The following is a 15,423-nucleotide window of genomic DNA, read 5'->3' on the forward strand; positions in this document are numbered from 1 at the left end:
GGGGGACGGTCGCGGGGGAACAGTCGGCGGTGCTCAGCTCGGTCTGCACGCGCTCAGGTTAGTCCTGGGCCGTGTCGGCGCCGACGCGCAAGGGAGCGGCGGCCCCCACCACGCTCAGGCCGAGCGCGATCGGGGCGATCACGACGAGCAGGGCGTGCCGGTAGCCGACGTGCTGGGCGAGGAGCCCGATGAGCGGCGGACCGGCCAGGAACGCGCTGTACCCGATGGTCGCGACCACGCTGACCCGCGCAGGCGCGCGCGCGGGGTCGTCGGCTGCCGCGCTGAGCCCGACGGGGAACCCGAATGCAGCCCCGGTCCCCCAGGCCACCACGCCGACGAGTGCGAGCCACAGCGGCCCGGCCAGGGCGAAGACCAGCAGACCGACGAGCGACAGCGCCGCGCACAGCCGCAGGACGACGACGCGACCGCGCCTGTCGAGCAGCGTGCCGCCGAACCAGCGCATGGCGGTCATCGCGGCGACGAACACCCCGAAGGCCAGCGCGCCGAGAGCCTCGGCGGTGTTGAAGCCGTCGACGACCGCGAGGCTGACCCAGTCGTTGGCCGAACCCTCGGTCAGCGCGGCCGCCAGCACGATGAGCCCGATCAGCAGCGTGCGCGGTTCGACCCAGGCGGCGAGCGCACCGCGAGCGCCCTTCTCGGGAGCGTCCTCGTGCGCGACGGCGGCCTCGTCGGCGGGCGGCAGGAACCGGCGCACCACGATCCCGACGACGACGACCGAGGCGAACACGACGACCGGGATGTGCACGACGACGGGCACGTGCAGCGCCGCCATCGCGGCAGCGAGACCGGCGGCGGCGACCGTGCCGAACGAGAAGCCGGCGTGGTAGCGCGGCATGATCGTGCGGCCCAGGTGCTGCTCGACGGCCGCACCCTCGAGGTTCATCGCGGCATCCCAGACGCCGGTCCCGACGCCGAACAGGACGAGCCCGAGCCCGACGACGACGACCTGACCGAGGGCGACCCCGACCGACGCGACGACGAGCCCGGTCGCATTCAGCACCGCGAACGCGAACACCGTCCGGCGGGCGCCGAGCTTCTCGACGACCATGCCCGCCAGGGGCAGCGACAGCAGCGACCCGACCGCGCCGATGAGCAGCAGGGCACCCATCTGGGCGGGCGAGAACCCGAGGCCGTCGCGGATCGCGGGCAGGCGCGCGGCCCACGTCGCGAAGTTGAAGCCGTTGAGGAAGAAGACGACGAACACCGCCACGGAGGCGCGCTCGACGAGGCGCGCGTGGGAGGTCGTCACGGTTCGATCGTCCTGCACGGGGTCGGTCACGGCACACGCACCAGCCGACGGCGGCGCGTGAGCCGCCTCCGGACGACGTGCCGGGACACGAGCGCCCCGACGGGGTCCGCTCCGGCTGCCGGGTCCCGCTCCGCATGAGCGAACGCGACCGGGTCGAAGGACGCGATCGGGTCGAAGGCCGCGACCGGGTCCGTGCCGGCGTCGGCGAAGACGGCCGGGTCCGGCCCGGCGCCGTCCCCCTGCGAGGACCGGTCTGCCGGCCGCTCGGGGGCGACGCGCCGGGCGAGCAGCACGCTGGCCACCATCGCGACCGTGATGAGCACCAGCGCGTGCCGGGCTCCGGTCGCGGCGGCGGCGAGGCCGAGCAGCGGCGGTGCGGCGATCGAGGCCACGGACGCGAACGACGAGACGACCGCGACCCGACCTGCGGCGCGCATCGGGTCGTCGGAGGCAGCCGCGATGCCGATCGGCACGGCGAGCGCGGCCCCGAAGCCCCAGAGCACGACACCGACCCCGGCGAGCGGAAGGGTGGGCGCGAAGCCGAACAGCAGGAGCCCGACGATCGCGACGGAGCCGGAGGCCCGCAGGACGACCACGCGGCCCAGCCGATCGATCAGGTGGGTACCCAGCAGCCGGACCAGCGTCATCGCGCCGACGAACACGCCGAGCATCGCGGCGCCGACCGCCTCGGGCTCGGTGAAGCCGTCGACGACCGCGAGCGAGAGCCAGTCGTTGGCGGACCCCTCGGACAGCGCGGCGGCCATCACGACGACACCGATGAGCAGCGTCCGCGGCTCGCGCCACGAGTCGAGCGCGCTGGCGATCCGACGTCGACGACCAGCGGGAACCGCGGCGCCTGTGCGAACCGGTCCCGAGGCCACCGCGACGGACCCCGTCCGCGGGCGGTCGCCGGGCGCCGCGTCGAGCACCACGCCGCGCAGCGACCCGAGCCGCCACGCGACCGCGACGGCCGCGACCACGCAGAACTGCCACGCGACGGAGATGTCGAAGTGCGCCGCGAGCGCCCCGATCGCGGACCCGACGACCGCGCCGATCGAGAACGCCGCGTGGAACTGCGGGATCACCGTGCGGCCCATGGCCCGCTCGATGCGGGCGGACTCGACGTTCAACGGCACGTTGCCCAGCGCGATGGCCACGCCGTTCAGGAAGATGCCGACGCCGAGCAGCGGGACCGACCCCGCCGTCGGGCCGATGCCCATGAGCACGTACCCGACCGCCAGCACCACCGTGGACAGGAGCAGGGAGGTGCGGCTGCCGAACCGCTGCACCACGATCCCGGCGAACGTCACGGTCAGCAGCGCTCCCAGAGAGCCGATCAGGAGCATCAGGCCGAGCTCGGCGGTCGACAGGTCGAGCAGGTCCCGGACGGCCGGGATCCGTGCGAGCCAGCTGGAGAAGATGATGCCGGTGAGGGCGAACAGTCCCATCAGCAGCCAACGCGCTCGACTCACGGCAGCGGGCAGCCCGGGGCGGGCGGGGTGACTCACGAGGGCTCCGAGACGGTGGTGGCGAGGAAGAAGTGGTCTGTCCTGGTATGCCGGTCGAATCGATTCGACACACGGGCGATCGCTGGGGTCGAATCGATTTGAGGGACGGCGCCATTCTGCGGGTACGCTTGCCGCTGCGTCAAACAGAATCGTGTCGTGCCTCCGCGGTTGGCCGCTCGAAGGCGCCCTCGACGACCTGCAGCAACGCACCTCGGAGGTCCGCCCTGTCCCCGTCCCGCCCCACGCTGGCCGACGTCGCCGCCGCAGCGGGCGTCTCCGTGTCGACTGCCTCGCTCGCGTTCTCCGGCGCCGGGCCCATCGCCGGCGCCACCCGCCAGAAGGTCCTCGATGCCGCCGTCCGGCTCGACTACTCCGGGCCCAACCCCCTCGGTCAGCAGCTGCGCCGCGGGCGCTCGGGGATCGTCGGGGTCGTCGTCGGCGACTCCCTGGGCCGATCGTTCCGCGACCCCGTGTCCATCCAGGTGCTCGACGGATTGGTGAGCACCCTGGGCCCGCTCGACCTGGGCGTGCTGCTCATCCCGGGCTCCAGCGACCCGGCGGGCCCGGTGGTCGACCCGCTCGTCGAGACGGCAGCCATGGACGTCGCAGTGCTCATGTGGGGCGGAACCACCGACGACCCGATGCTCAGCGCCCTGCGCCGACGCGGCATCCCCGCCGTCATCGTCGAGGGCAAGAGCTCCGAGGACGTCGCGTCGGTCGGCATCGACGACCGCGGCGGCATCCGGCAGGCGGCCGAGCACCTCCTCTCGCTCGGGCACACCCGGATCGCGACCGTCACCCTTCCGTTCAACCGACTCCGCAACGAGGGCCTTGTCGACGAGGACCGCATGACCCACCTCGAGTGGGAGATCACGAAGCGGCGCATGGCCGGCGTCACCGACGCGGGCGTCACCCCGGTCGCCGTCTACGAGACCCCCGCGTCGCTGGTGGAGCACGGCCGGTCGGCAGGTCTCGCACTCCTGACCGACGCCGACCGCCGCCCCACTGCCGTCGCCTGCCAGTCGGACCTGCTCGCGTCCGGGGTCGTGCTGGCGGCGCGCGAGCTCGGGTTGCGCGTCCCCCAGGACGTGTCGGTGTGCGGGTTCGACGGGCTCGACCTGCCCTGGCTCGCACCCGACGTCCTCACGACCGTCGCGCAGCCGCTCGCCGAGAAGGGCGCGGCGATCGGGCACGCGGTGGAGGACGTGCTCGCCGGTGAGCCGCCCACGTATCGAGAACTGCCCGTGGAGCTGCGGATCGGGACGACGACGGGGCCGGCACCGACCCCGTCCGACGGTCCTACAGCCTGACGACCGCCTGGGCCTTACCCAGCACCCGGGCCCCGTCGAGGCTCACGGTCAGGTCGATGCGCGCGGTCCCCGCCGCGGCGTCCAGCGCTCCGACGACGGCGACGACCTCGACGGTCGCCGCACCGGGGTCCGGAACGGGAACGGGCCGCGTGAAGCGCACCTGATAGTCGACGACCCGGCCCGGGTCCCCAGCCCAGTCGGCGACGACGGCCCCGGCGGCACCCATGGTCCACATGCCGTGCGCGATGACGTCGGGCAGCCCGACGGAGGTGGCGACGCGCGCGTTCCAGTGGATCGGGTTGAAGTCGCCACTGGCACCCGCGTAGCGGACCAGCCGTGCGCGGTCGACGGTGACCTCGCGACGTGCGACCTCGGTGCCGACGGTCAGGTCGTCGCTCATGAGTCCTCCGGACGCACCGCGAGGCTCGACACGACGGTCGCCACGGCCTCGCCGGACTCGTCGGCGATCTCCGCACGCGTCGTGATCATGGCCAGGCCCGCCCGGACGGTGATCGAGTCGACGTGCAGCACCGTCACCAGCCGGTCACCGGCGTGGATGGGCCTGTGGTGCGTGAACCGCTCGTCGGCGTGCACCACGCGGCTGAAGTCGATGCCGGCTGCGGGGTCCTCGAACAGCTGGGCCTCGGCGCGCTGGGCGACCACGACGGCAAACGTCGGGGGCGCGATCACGTCGGGGTAACCGAGCGCGCGCGCCGCCGACGGATCCGTGTGGGCGGGGTGGGAGGCACCGACAGCGTCGGCGAACTCCCGGAGCTTCTCGCGACCTACCTCGTAGACCGCGTTCGGCGGGTACTCGCGTCCCGCGTAGCTCGTGTCGACCTGCATCCTCGTCGTCAGGCGAGCGAGATCAGCGGGTCTCGCGGTGGACCGTGTGACGGTTGTCGCGGGGGCAGAACTTCTTCATCTCGAGACGGTCGGGGTCGTTCCGACGGTTCTTCTTCGTGATGTAGTTCCGCTCCTTGCACTCAGTGCACGCGAGCGTGATCTTCGGACGGACGTCCGAGCTCTTGCTGGCCATGGTCTTGCCACCTCTCGCACCTGCTAGGGCGCTGCGATTCTGTCGTTGCGCGCCGGCCGACGCGCTGTTGTGTCACTTGGCGGTAGCGGGAGCGGGACTCGAACCCGCGACACCACGATTATGAGCCGTGTGCTCTAACCACCTGAGCTACCCCGCCACTGTCGGTGGGATCTGGGGACGTGCCGCAGGCAGTTACGCAGCGGCACTTCCTTCGAACACACCACAGAGCCCCGAAAGGGAATCGAACCCTTGACCTTCTCCTTACCATGGAGACGCTCTGCCGACTGAGCTATCGGGGCAGCGCGAGCAAGGTTACACGGGCCCTGGGGTCCTCGCGAAATCGGCCCCGTCCGAGGGCCTGCGCATCCGCGTCGAGCGCGTGATCATGCGCCGAAAGTCGTTGCTCCTCGGTGCGCCCGGGTGCAGGCTGGCTGTGTCCCACCTGTGGGGAGGCCGACGATGACCGGTGTGACCGTGCAGCTCGTCGCGCCGGGGGCCGACGAGGACCTCGAACGGGGCGCACTGCGCCTGCGGGACGAGCTGCTCGCCCTCGCGGTGGACGACGTCCGGCCACTCACCGGCGGCGAGGCGCCGCCCGGCAGCCGGGGGCCGTCGGCGGCCGAGATCGGCGCGCTGATGGTCTCCCTCGGCCCCTCGGTGCAGCTCCTGCAGAGCGTCGTCCAGAGCATCGCCGCGTGGCTCAGGCGTGACCGGTCGGTAGCGGGCGTCAAGGTCTCGATCGACGGCGACGTCATCGAGCTCACCGCCGCGACCGGCGACCAGCAGTCCCAGCTCGTCCAGGCGTGGTTGGCGCGCCACGGCGGCACAGCACCATGACTGCCCACCGTCGGGCGCTGATCGTCGCGGTCGACGAGTACGCCGATGCCGGTCTCCGTCGGCTGCTCGCACCCGCGAGCGACGCCGCCGCGCTCGCGGAGGCCCTCGCCGCGCCGGGCGTCGGTGACTTCGCGGTCGACGTCGTGCACAACGGGACCGCCCAGGAGATCCGGCTGTCGGTCGAGGACTTCTTCGCCGACGCCCATCCCGACGACCTGCTGCTCGTGCACTTCTCGGGACACGGGCTGAAGAACGCCGGTGGCGAGCTGTTCCTCGCGGCAGCGGACTCGCGCCCGGACCGCCTCGCCTCGACCGCGGTCGCGGCGGACTTCGTGAACCGGCAGATGGCCGAGAGCCGCGCGCAGCGCATCGCCCTGTTCCTCGACTGCTGCTACGGCGGCGCGTTCCCCCGCGGCATGGTGGTCCGCGGTGCCGGAGACGTGCAGGTGCGGGAGGCGTTCGCCGAGACGGAACGGTCGTCCGGGGGGCGCGGCCGCGTCGTCGTGACGGCCTCCAGCGCGGTCGAGTACGCCTTCGAGGGGGCCGAGCTCGCGCCAGGGGCACTGCCTGACCCGTCGGTGTTCACCGGGGCGCTCGTCCGTGGCCTGACCACCGGCGACGCCGATCGGGACGGCGACGGATGGGTCGGTCTGCACGAGCTCTTCGGCTACGTCACCGAGCAGGTCCGTCGGTCCACCCCGCACCAGACGCCGCACCTGTGGGCGTTCGGCTCCGAGGGTGAGCTGCTGATCGCGCACAGCGGACGTCGGACGATCTCGGCCCGGACTCCCGCGCCCGAGCTGCTGGAGGCGGCCGCCAGCCCGTTGTCCGCCACCCGGCTCGGCGTCGCGATCGAGCTCCGTGAGCTGCTGGTCGGCCAGGACGTCGCGGTCGCCCTCGGCGCGTGGCAGGCGTTGAACAGCATGCTCGGCGACGACAGCAGGCGCGTCGACGACGTCGTCCAGACCGCTCTCGCCGAATGCAGGCTGACGTTCGAGCCGCCCGAGCTCGTCGTCGGCAGCGACTCCGCGGCGGTCCACCAGGTACGGCTCGTCGGGCCGCCCTTGGCACGATCGGCGTCCGTCGCCGTCGACGAGCCGTGGCTCCACGCCGACGTGGACGACGCAGGGCTGCGGGTGACGGTCACGCCGGACGCCGACGTCGCCCACGCGGGCACGGTTCGCGTGACCACCCCGGTCGGCGTGCATACGCTCGCGGTCAGCACGGTGGCGAAGAAGACACGCGGCCGCCCGGCCACCCGGGCGTCGAGCACCCCGGACGACCGTCCCGCACCAGCGCCGACCGGCGATCATCCGGCGCCGGGGCCGCAGCGGTCCGCGACGCGCGATCGGCCGGCCGTCGTGCCGGTGTCCGGCTCCTCGGCACCGACCGACGGCTCGACACCGTCCCGGACGCCGGTGTGGGCCGCCGGGGGCATGGTGCTCCTGCTGGTCGGCATCACGGTGGGCAGCCTTCGCTTCGTGACCTGGACGAGCTCGATCACCGACGGAGGCGCAGGCAGCTCTCGGGCGTTCGCCATCCCTGCCGCCCTCCTGAGCGTGCTCGTGGTGGCGTCTGTCGTGTGGCCGAACCTGGGCTCCGTCGCGCTCGGCTGCGCCGCGGGCGGCTTCGTCGCGTACCTCGGGTTCGGCCTGTTCACGCTGATGTCCGGTCTCGGATACGAGACCGACGACGCGACGTGGAGGGCGATCGTCATCGAGTCGCTCGTCGGCGTCCTGGTCGCGCTCGCGGCACTCGTCCTGCGCCGCGACCTCACGCCGGCGCCACGGCTCAGCGCCCGCACACCCCCGGTGGCGGTCGTCCTGCTGGTCCTCGGGCTCGGGTCGTCGGCCGGCTTCCCGTTCACCGGAGAGCACGACTCGACGGTGGCCGACGCGACCGCGTGGTACCTGGTGCTGCCGGCGGCGTTCGCACTCGTCGTCGGCGCGGCCGTCCTGCTCCGAGGGAGCGCACGCCTGGGACACGTGCTGGACGCGGCCGCATACGCCGTGCTCGCCGTCTCGACCTTCCAGGTGGTCGCCTGGCTGCTCCGCAACGGCGCCCTGGACAACCTCGCGCTGCTGGCCGTCCTCGGTGCGGCGCTGCTCGCCGGAGCCGTCCTGGTCAACGCTCGGGCGCGATCGGCAGGAACGCGACAGGCCGGCCCCTGAGGGACCGGCCTGTCGTTCCGTGGCGGGTGAGGGATTCGAACCCCCGTAGGCGTTGCCAGCTGATTTACAGTCAGCCCCCTTTGGCCACTCGGGTAACCCGCCAGGGTGGTGCCCACCGTCTCACGCCCGTCCAGCCTCGACTGGTCGGCCGCGCGAGCAGCGTGCGGGTGGAAGGATAGCAACTCCCGGGCAGTGCTAGCGAAACGGTGACGCCCACCCGTGGCGTCCGTGGCTATCCGCGGGCACGGACCAGTCGAGCAGAAGGAGAAGTCATGGCGAGCGAAGCGTCGTTCGACGTCGTCAGCAAGGTCGACCACCAGGAGGTGGACAACGCGCTGAACCAGGCCGCGAAGGAGATCGCCCAGCGGTACGACTTCAAGGGCGTCGGCGCCTCGATCGCCTGGAGCGGCGAGAAGATCCTCATGATCGCCAACTCCAGCGAACGCGTCCTGGCGGTCCTCGACGTCTTCCAGACGAAGCTCATCAAGCGTGGCATCTCCCTGAAGTCGCTGGACACCGGCGAGGACGGCCCCGAGCCGAAGCCGTCCGGCAAGGAGTACCGGCTCGAGGCCCTGATCAAGGAGGGCCTGAGCAGCGAGACCGCCAAGAAGGTCGCCAAGATCGTCCGCGACGAAGGACCCAAGGGCATCAAGACGCAGATCCAGGGCGACGAGCTCCGCGTGACCGGCAAGAGCCGCGACGACCTCCAGGCCGTCATCGCGCTGCTCAAGGGATCCGACGTCGACGCCGACCTCCAGTTCACGAACTACCGCTGACCTCCCGGCCGCCCGGGGCGCGGCTGAGCCCCTCACGGGCGGATCAGGAAGCTGACCTCCCAGTCCTCGTGGGTCTCGCCGTCCAGCGAGAGCCGCCACTCGTAGCGCTGGCCGGCCCTGAGGTTCATGCCCGGGCCGATGCCGAAGGCGAGGGGCACGTCGATCGGGGTTCCCGCGGGGACGTCCGGCGGCCGGCCCGCCTCGACGTTGCCCTCGATGCGCAGCGGTGCCGTGCCGTTGGGGCCGTTGACGAGGACGGGCTTGCCGTCGGCGTCGAGCAGCTCGACGACGACGGCTCGGCTCTGGTCGGTCTCGTCCCAGCCGAACTGCAGCAGGAGGATGATCGCGGCCGGCGGGGTCGGGGTCGTCGTCGTCGACCAGGCGAGGCCCAGGGCGTCGACCTTGCCGTCCGACACCTTGGCCGCGTCGGCGAGCAGGAGCTTGGCCCTCACAGGACCGGGGGCGTGCTGAGCATGAGGTCTCCTCAGTAGCGGGTGATGCCGCCCTGCTGGTCGGCCTGCTTCTCCAGGCGGGCGATGCGGTCCGCCATGGGCGGGTGCGTGGCGAAGAGCTTGCCCATGCCTGCGCCCTTGAACGGGTTCGCGATCATCAGGTGCGACACGTCGACCAGCTCGCGGTCCTGCGGCAGCGGCGCGGCCTGGGTGCCCCGCTCGAGCTTGCGCAGTGCGGAGGCCAGCGCCAACGGGTCACCCGTGAGTGCGGCCCCGTCCTCGTCGGCGTCGTACTCGCGGGTGCGGCTGATGGCCAGCTGGACCAGCATCGCGGCCACGGGCGCGAGGAGGGCGAGCAGGAGGCCGGCGATGGGGTTGCCACGGTCCCGGTCGTTGCCTCCCCCGCCGAAGAAGAGGGCGAACTGCGCGAGCGACGTGATGACGCCCGCGACGGCGGCGGCGACCGACGACGTGAGGATGTCGCGGTTGTAGACGTGCATCAGCTCGTGGCCCAGGACGCCGCGCAGCTCGCGCTCGTCGAGGAGGGCGAGGATCCCCTCCGTGCAGCACACGGCCGCGTTCGCCGGGTTGCGGCCGGTCGCGAACGCGTTCGGGGCGGCCGTCGGCGAGATGTACAGGCGCGGCATCGGTTGACGGGCCTGCGTCGACAGCTCGCGGACGATGCGGTACATCGAGGGCGCCTCGAGCTCGCTCACCGGCCGGGCCCGCATCGCGCGGATGGCGATCTTGTCCGAGTTCCAGTAGCTGTACGCCGTCATGACCAGGCCGAGGGCGGTGAACAGCACGAGGAACTTGGGCGTCCCACCGCCCAGCAGCCAGCCGATCCCCAGCAGGATCGCCCACATCACACCAAACAGCGCAGCAGTCTTCAACCCGTTGAAGTGCCGGTGGCCCATCGTCTTCCCATCTCTCGTCTGCACCCCTGAAACGCGCACGGACCCGCTCCGGTTCCCTCGTATCCTGGGTGCCACGACCCACCGATCGACCGGAGAACCCCTGTGCGCCTCGCCCGCTGGTCCGCCCTCGCCGCCATTGTCGCCCTCGCCCTGGCCGCCTGCGCACCCACCGACGACTCCTCCGGGAGCGCTCCCAGTGCGACCGACGGCTCGCTAACGACGCTCAAGGACGGCGTCCTGACCGTCGCGACGTCGGATCCCGCCTACGGCCCGTGGGTCGTCGACAACGACCCGTCGTCCGGCAAGGGGTTCGAGTCCGCGGTCGCGTACGCGGTCGCCGAGCAGCTCGGGTTCGACAAGGACCACGTGACGTGGGTGAACGACAGCTTCGACCAGATCATCGCGCCCGGCGCCAAGGACTTCGACATCGCCCTGAACCAGGTGTCGATCAGCGATGAGCGCAGGGCCAGCCTGGACTTCAGCTCGCCCTACTACGAGACAGCGCAGGCCGTCGTCACGCTGAAGGGCTCGAAGGCGCAGGACGCGACGTCCCTGGCCGCCCTCAAGCCCCTGCGCATCGGCGCGATGGTCGGCACCACGAGCCTCACGTCGGCGCAGGAGACGATCGACCCGAGCACACCGGTCCAGGTGTTCAACGACAACGACCAGGTCAAGCAGGCGCTGACCTCGGGGCTCGTCGACGCGATCGTGGTCGACCTGCCGACGGCCCTGTACATCACGGCGGCCGAGCTGGACGGCGGCATCGTGCTCGGCCAGCTGGCGGACAGCGCCGGTGGGGACGCGTTCGGGATCGTGCTCGACAAGAACAGCCCACTGACGCCTGCGGTCACGACGGCCGTCGACGCGCTGCGCTCGAACGGCACGCTCGCCGACCTCGAGGCCACGTGGCTCACCGACGCCGCAGGTGCTCCGGTCCTCCAGTGAGCACGACGACGCCCTGGGTGCCCTCGGCACGGCAGCAGGAGCGCGACGCCTTCCGACGTGCCCGCACGCGCCGCTCGGCCGGTGTCGCCATCGTGTCGACCGTCGCGCTCGTGGCGATCGCCTGGCTGGCCCTCGTCTCCTCCCCCGGCTGGCCGCGGGTCAAGGCGTCGTTCTTCGACTGGGACGTCGCCACCGCGTCGTTCCCCGCGATCCTGCAGGGCCTCTGGCTGAACATCAGGGTGATGGCGTGCAGCGCGGTCGTCATCGTCGTCGTCGCGATGGCCCTCGCGCTGATGCGCACGGTGCGCGGTCCCGCGTTCTTCCCGCTGCGCGCGCTCTCCACGGCCTACGTCGACATCTTCCGCGGGCTCCCGCTGATCCTCGTGATGCTGCTCGTCGGGTTCGGGCTGCCCGGGCTGCGCCTGCAGGGCATCCCGACGTCCGCGGTGTGGCTCGGCGGGCTCGCCCTCGTCCTGACCTACTCGGCCTATGTGGCCGAGGTGTTCCGGGCGGGGATCGAGTCGGTGCACCCCTCGCAGGTGGCGGCCGCCCGCTCGCTCGGACTGACGCACGGGCAGTCGCTACGCCACGTCGTGCTGCCGCAGGCCGTGCGCAACGTGATCCCGCCCCTGCTGAACGACCTGGTCTCGCTGTCCAAGGACTCCGGCCTGATCTCGATCCTGGGTGCGATCGACGCCGTCCGTGCCGCGCAGATCGAGACCGCGAAGTACGCCAACTTCACGCCCTACGTCGTGGCGGGCATCATGTTCGTGCTCCTCACGTTCCCGCTCACGCGGTTCACCGACGCCCTCGCGCGGCGGTCGGGCTGGATCGGCGCGCAGAGCACCATCGCAGGCAGCGGGGCCCTGCGGTGAGCCGCGCGCGTCACCTCCCGCCGGCTCGCCTCGACGCTCCGCTGCTCTCCGTCCGGAAGGTCCGCAAGTCGTTCGGCGACCACCTCGTCCTCGACGACCTCTCGCTCGACGTCGACGCGCACCGCGTCGTGGTCCTGATCGGTGCCTCCGGCTCGGGCAAGTCGACCCTGCTGCGGTGCATCGACCTGCTCGAGGACATCGACGACGGCGAGATCGAGCTGGAGGGTCGGGACATCACCGACCCTCGACTCGACGCCAACGCGGTGCGCGCGCGCATCGGGATGGTGTTCCAGGCCTACAACCTGTTCCCCCACCTGCGCGTGCTCGACAACGTGACCCTCGCCCCACGGCTGGTGCACGGGAGCGCGCGCAAGGACGCCGAGGACGAGGCGATGGCCGTGCTCGAGCGCGTCGGCCTGGCCGCCAAGGCCCAGGCGTTCCCCGACGCGCTGTCCGGCGGTCAGCAGCAGCGCGTCGCCATCGCGCGCGCCCTCGTCGCCAAGCCCGCGGTGATGCTGCTCGACGAGGTGACCAGCGCCCTCGATCCGGAGCTCGTCGGCGAGGTGCTCGCACTGCTCGCCGAGCTCAAGGAGACCGGGCTGACCATGGTGGTCGCCACGCACGAGATGGGCTTCGCGCGCGAGGTCGCCGACGAGGTGTGCTTCCTGCACCAGGGCAGGATCCACGAGCGCGGGGCGCCCGCGCAGGTGCTCGGCGACCCGCAGGAGGAACGCACGCGCGAGTTCCTCCGGCGGATCACCGGCTGACGTTCAGTCCTGCGGGAGCGTCTGCCCCAGAGCCACGGCGACCATGTGGTCGCGCGGGACCAGCTTGATGCGCTCGCGGCCGTGCGGCTCGCCCAGCGAGCGCTCGTACGTGTCCAGGAGCTCCCAGCCCGACCACTGGATGACGTCGACCCTGCGGCTGGTGAGGAACTCGACGACGGCCGACGGGTCGCGGTCGGTGGCGGTGTAGAACGCCTCGCCGCCTGCGGCGACGTCCTCGCCGAGGTGCCGGATGGTCTCGGACGCGTCGGACTTGGTGTGGCCGATGAGGCCGACGGGACCACGCTTGATCCAGCCCGTCGCGTACACACCCTGCAGGTGCTCGCCGTCGACGTCGACGACGCGGCCCTCACGGTTCGGGATGACGCCGGCGACGTCGTCGAAGGGGATGTCCACGAGCGGCGACCCGAAGTAGCCGACCGCGCGGTACACGGCGCCGACGGCCCAGTCGTGGGTCTGGCCGGTGCCGGTGACGTTGCCGTCGCCGTTGAGCGCCGTCCGCTCGGTGCGGAGCCCGACCACCTTGCCGTCCTCGCCGAGCACCTCGACGGGCTTGTGCAGGAAGTGCAGGTGGATGCGCCGGCTCGCGGTGTTCTCCTCCGGCTCCTTCAGCGTCCAGTCGGTCAGCGTCTTGACGACCTGCTTGGTCTGGTTCGAGGAGTGGATGGCCGCCATCGAGCCCTCGTCGAAGTCGAAGTCCTCGGGGTAGACGATGACGTCGACGTCCGGGACGTGGCCCAGCTCGCGCAGCTCCAGCGGGGAGAACTTGACCTGGGCCGGACCGCGGCGCGCGAACACGTGCACGTCCGTGACGGGCGAGGCCTTGAGGATGTCGTAGACGTTGCCCGGCAGCTCGGTCGGGAGCAGGTCGTCGGCGTGCTTGGCCAGGATGCGCGCCACGTCGAGCGCGACGTTGCCGGCGCCGAGGACTGCGACGTGCTGCGCGTTCAGGGGCCACGTCCGCGGGACGTCCGGGTGGCCGTCGTACCAGGACACGAAGTCGGCGGCGCCGTAGGAGCCCTCGAGGTCGATGCCCGGGACGGGCAGCTCGGCGTCGCGGATCGAGCCGGTCGAGAAGATCACGGCGTCGTAGAACTGCCGCAGGTCGTCGAGCTTGAGGTCGGTGCCGTAGTCGACGTTGGCCAGCAGGCGGATGTCGCCGCGGCTCAGCACGTTCTGCAGCGCCACGATGATCTGCTTGATCCGGGGGTGGTCCGGGGCCACGCCGTAGCGGACCAGGCCGAAGGGCGCGGGCAGGCGCTCGAACAGGTCGATGCTGACGTCGAGGTCCGTCTTCGACAGGATGTCGGCGGCGTAGATGCCGGCCGGTCCTGCGCCGACGATGGCGACTCGCAGGGTGCTCACGGGTGCGCTTGCCTTCCGATCTTGGGGGCTTGTGTCCAGCCGAGGGTGCGCGGAAATCGGCATCTGCAGGGCTGTGCAAGGGCCAGTGTAGGGCGCACGGTGAGGTCACCCTGAGTCGCCCGCCAGAATGCGGACACGCGTGAGACGGCGTGTCGCGACCGCGACCCACGCCGGACGGGTGTCCGACGCCCCGCTCCGCCGGCCGGGCGGGGTCTCGCTGCGGGCGCGCGCCACCCGCGTCCGCCGTCTGCGGCGCCGGCTATCGAGACCGTCGCGTGAGCGTCGCGTCCACCACGACCGCCGTCACGTTGTCCGTGCCACCGGCCGCGAGCGCCGCCGCCACCAGTCGGTCTGCCGCGTCCTGAGGGTCGTCCGCGGCGCGCAGCTCGGCCTCGATCCGGGCGTCGGACAACGGGTCGGTCAGGCCGTCGGAGCACACCAGCATCCGGTCGCCCGGGCTGACCGGAAGGAGCCAGACGTCCGGCTCGACCTCCCGGTTCCCGCCGCCCAGCACCCTCGTGACCACGTTGCGCCGCGGGTGCCTGCTGGCGTCCTCCGCGGCCACGACGCCAGCCGCGACGAGCTCCGCGACCTCCGAGTGGTCCTGCGTGACCTGCTCCAGCACCCCGCCGGCCATCCGGTACGTGCGGGAGTCGCCGATGTTGACGACCAGCCAGCACGGCACGTCGTCGTGCTCGGTGAGCACCACCCCGGTCGCCGTCGTCCCCGGTCGTCTGCCGACTCCCTTGGGCAGCCCCCGGACCGCGGCGTGCGCCTCCTGGACGATCCGCTGGGCGTCGGCCAGGCCGGGAGCACCGTCGGCCAGGCTGCGCAGGATGTCGATCGCCGTCCGGCTGGCCACCTCGCCACGGTCGTGCCCGCCCATGCCGTCCGCGACGAGGAACACCCCGTCCTGTGTCCAGACCGAGTCCTCGTTGCGGTCGCGCTCGGCGCGCTCGGTGGCGACCCCGACCCGGAGGCGTACCCGGGCGTCGTTCACGGGGTCGCGACGAGAGCCGCGCTCGCAGGCTTCATCGCTGCCCCGTCCCGGTCGCTGGCTCGCGCGGGTCCACTCCCTGAACCTGCGCCCGATCGTCGGCCAGCATAACGACGGCCGGTCGACGGTGCACCGAGGCTCCCGAGGTCGGTGCCGGACGGCGTGACCGCACGGAC

At 72.0% G+C, this 15,423-nt stretch carries 16 protein-coding genes and 3 tRNA genes; 7 read left to right on the forward strand and 12 right to left on the reverse strand.

The window, feature by feature from the left end; translation table 11 throughout:
- Window positions 1–58: 58 nt before the first annotated feature.
- Window positions 59–1,270 (reverse strand): MFS transporter, encoded by a 1,212-nt coding sequence (locus tag I847_RS0113520; RefSeq protein ID WP_028050125.1) that lies wholly within the window; start codon window positions 1,268–1,270, stop codon window positions 59–61.
- 26 nt (window positions 1,271–1,296) lie between these two features.
- Window positions 1,297–2,778, reverse strand: coding sequence for an MFS transporter (locus I847_RS23690; protein WP_231384220.1), 1,482 nt, complete (start codon window positions 2,776–2,778; stop codon window positions 1,297–1,299).
- 224 nt (window positions 2,779–3,002) lie between these two features.
- On the opposite strand from I847_RS23690, the gene I847_RS0113530 reads away from it, so the two are divergent.
- Window positions 3,003–4,088, forward strand: coding sequence for a LacI family DNA-binding transcriptional regulator (locus I847_RS0113530; RefSeq protein WP_028050126.1), 1,086 nt, complete (start codon window positions 3,003–3,005; stop codon window positions 4,086–4,088).
- On the opposite strand, the gene I847_RS0113535 is transcribed toward I847_RS0113530, so the two are convergent.
- The 5 genes from I847_RS0113535 to I847_RS0113555 form a co-directional block, all read right to left on the reverse strand.
- A complete protein-coding gene (locus I847_RS0113535; RefSeq protein ID WP_028050127.1) occupies window positions 4,078–4,488 on the reverse strand; it encodes a MaoC/PaaZ C-terminal domain-containing protein in 411 nt (136 codons plus the stop codon). The two genes, I847_RS0113530 and I847_RS0113535, sit on opposite strands and share 11 nt — an antisense overlap.
- Complete coding sequence (locus I847_RS0113540) at window positions 4,485–4,934, reverse strand: MaoC family dehydratase N-terminal domain-containing protein (protein ID WP_028050128.1); 450 nt, start codon at window positions 4,932–4,934, stop codon at window positions 4,485–4,487. The genes I847_RS0113535 and I847_RS0113540 overlap by 4 nt, the downstream gene beginning before the upstream one ends.
- Window positions 4,935–4,956: 22 nt before the next feature.
- Window positions 4,957–5,127 carry a 50S ribosomal protein L33 gene (gene rpmG / locus I847_RS0113545; RefSeq protein ID WP_028045094.1) on the reverse strand — a complete coding sequence of 57 codons (171 nt, stop codon included), beginning with the start codon at window positions 5,125–5,127 and terminating at the stop codon, window positions 4,957–4,959.
- 83 nt (window positions 5,128–5,210) lie between these two features.
- Window positions 5,211–5,284 (reverse strand) — tRNA-Met (locus I847_RS0113550).
- A gap of 69 nt (window positions 5,285–5,353) precedes the next feature.
- Window positions 5,354–5,426 (reverse strand) — tRNA-Thr (locus I847_RS0113555).
- Between the two features lie 160 nt (window positions 5,427–5,586).
- Here I847_RS0113555 and I847_RS0113560 point away from each other — a divergent pair.
- Together I847_RS0113560 and I847_RS25750 are read left to right on the forward strand one after the other, a co-directional pair.
- Window positions 5,587–5,964 carry a hypothetical protein gene (locus I847_RS0113560; RefSeq protein WP_155856150.1) on the forward strand — a complete coding sequence of 126 codons (378 nt, stop codon included), beginning with the start codon at window positions 5,587–5,589 and terminating at the stop codon, window positions 5,962–5,964.
- Window positions 5,961–8,135, forward strand: a complete 2,175-nt coding sequence (locus tag I847_RS25750; protein WP_051274891.1) for a caspase family protein — start codon at window positions 5,961–5,963, stop codon at window positions 8,133–8,135. The genes I847_RS0113560 and I847_RS25750 overlap by 4 nt, the downstream gene beginning before the upstream one ends.
- Window positions 8,136–8,155: 20 nt before the next feature.
- Here the strand turns inward: I847_RS25750 and I847_RS0113570 are convergent.
- Window positions 8,156–8,237 (reverse strand) — tRNA-Tyr (locus I847_RS0113570).
- 170 nt (window positions 8,238–8,407) lie between these two features.
- Between I847_RS0113570 and I847_RS0113575 the strand changes: the two genes are divergently transcribed.
- The gene (locus I847_RS0113575; RefSeq protein ID WP_028050130.1) at window positions 8,408–8,911 is read left to right on the forward strand and encodes a YajQ family cyclic di-GMP-binding protein; all 504 of its coding nucleotides are present in this window, start codon (window positions 8,408–8,410) and stop codon (window positions 8,909–8,911) included.
- A 32-nt stretch (window positions 8,912–8,943) separates the two neighbouring features.
- Here I847_RS0113575 and I847_RS23700 read toward each other — a convergent pair whose 3' ends face one another.
- Together I847_RS23700 and htpX are read right to left on the reverse strand one after the other, a co-directional pair.
- Window positions 8,944–9,363 (reverse strand): hypothetical protein, encoded by a 420-nt coding sequence (locus I847_RS23700; protein WP_051274892.1) that lies wholly within the window; start codon window positions 9,361–9,363, stop codon window positions 8,944–8,946.
- Window positions 9,364–9,395: 32 nt separating this feature from the next.
- Window positions 9,396–10,280: a zinc metalloprotease HtpX gene (gene htpX / locus I847_RS0113585; protein WP_028050131.1), complete on the reverse strand. Its 885-nt coding sequence runs from the start codon at window positions 10,278–10,280 to the stop codon at window positions 9,396–9,398.
- Between the two features lie 102 nt (window positions 10,281–10,382).
- Between htpX and I847_RS0113590 the strand changes: the two genes are divergently transcribed.
- Genes I847_RS0113590 through I847_RS0113600 form a run of 3 tightly spaced genes read left to right on the forward strand, consistent with a single transcriptional unit; the run spans window position 10,383 to window position 12,867 of the window.
- Complete coding sequence (locus tag I847_RS0113590; RefSeq protein WP_028050132.1) at window positions 10,383–11,225, forward strand: ABC transporter substrate-binding protein; 843 nt, start codon at window positions 10,383–10,385, stop codon at window positions 11,223–11,225.
- Window positions 11,222–12,100 carry an amino acid ABC transporter permease gene (locus tag I847_RS0113595; protein ID WP_028050133.1) on the forward strand — a complete coding sequence of 293 codons (879 nt, stop codon included), beginning with the start codon at window positions 11,222–11,224 and terminating at the stop codon, window positions 12,098–12,100. Before I847_RS0113590 ends, I847_RS0113595 begins: the two co-directional genes overlap by 4 nt.
- Window positions 12,097–12,867, forward strand: coding sequence for an amino acid ABC transporter ATP-binding protein (locus I847_RS0113600; RefSeq protein WP_051274893.1), 771 nt, complete (start codon window positions 12,097–12,099; stop codon window positions 12,865–12,867). Before I847_RS0113595 ends, I847_RS0113600 begins: the two co-directional genes overlap by 4 nt.
- A gap of 3 nt (window positions 12,868–12,870) precedes the next feature.
- On the opposite strand, the gene I847_RS0113605 is transcribed toward I847_RS0113600, so the two are convergent.
- A complete protein-coding gene (locus I847_RS0113605) occupies window positions 12,871–14,250 on the reverse strand; it encodes an FAD-dependent oxidoreductase (RefSeq protein WP_034610230.1) in 1,380 nt (459 codons plus the stop codon).
- A 259-nt stretch (window positions 14,251–14,509) separates the two neighbouring features.
- Window positions 14,510–15,250 carry a PP2C family serine/threonine-protein phosphatase gene (locus tag I847_RS0113610; RefSeq protein WP_028050136.1) on the reverse strand — a complete coding sequence of 247 codons (741 nt, stop codon included), beginning with the start codon at window positions 15,248–15,250 and terminating at the stop codon, window positions 14,510–14,512.
- Window positions 15,251–15,423 lie beyond the last annotated feature (173 nt).

It is taken from the genome of Cellulomonas sp. URHD0024, from assembly GCF_000426185.1.
GTDB lineage: Bacteria > Actinomycetota > Actinomycetes > Actinomycetales > Cellulomonadaceae > Cellulomonas.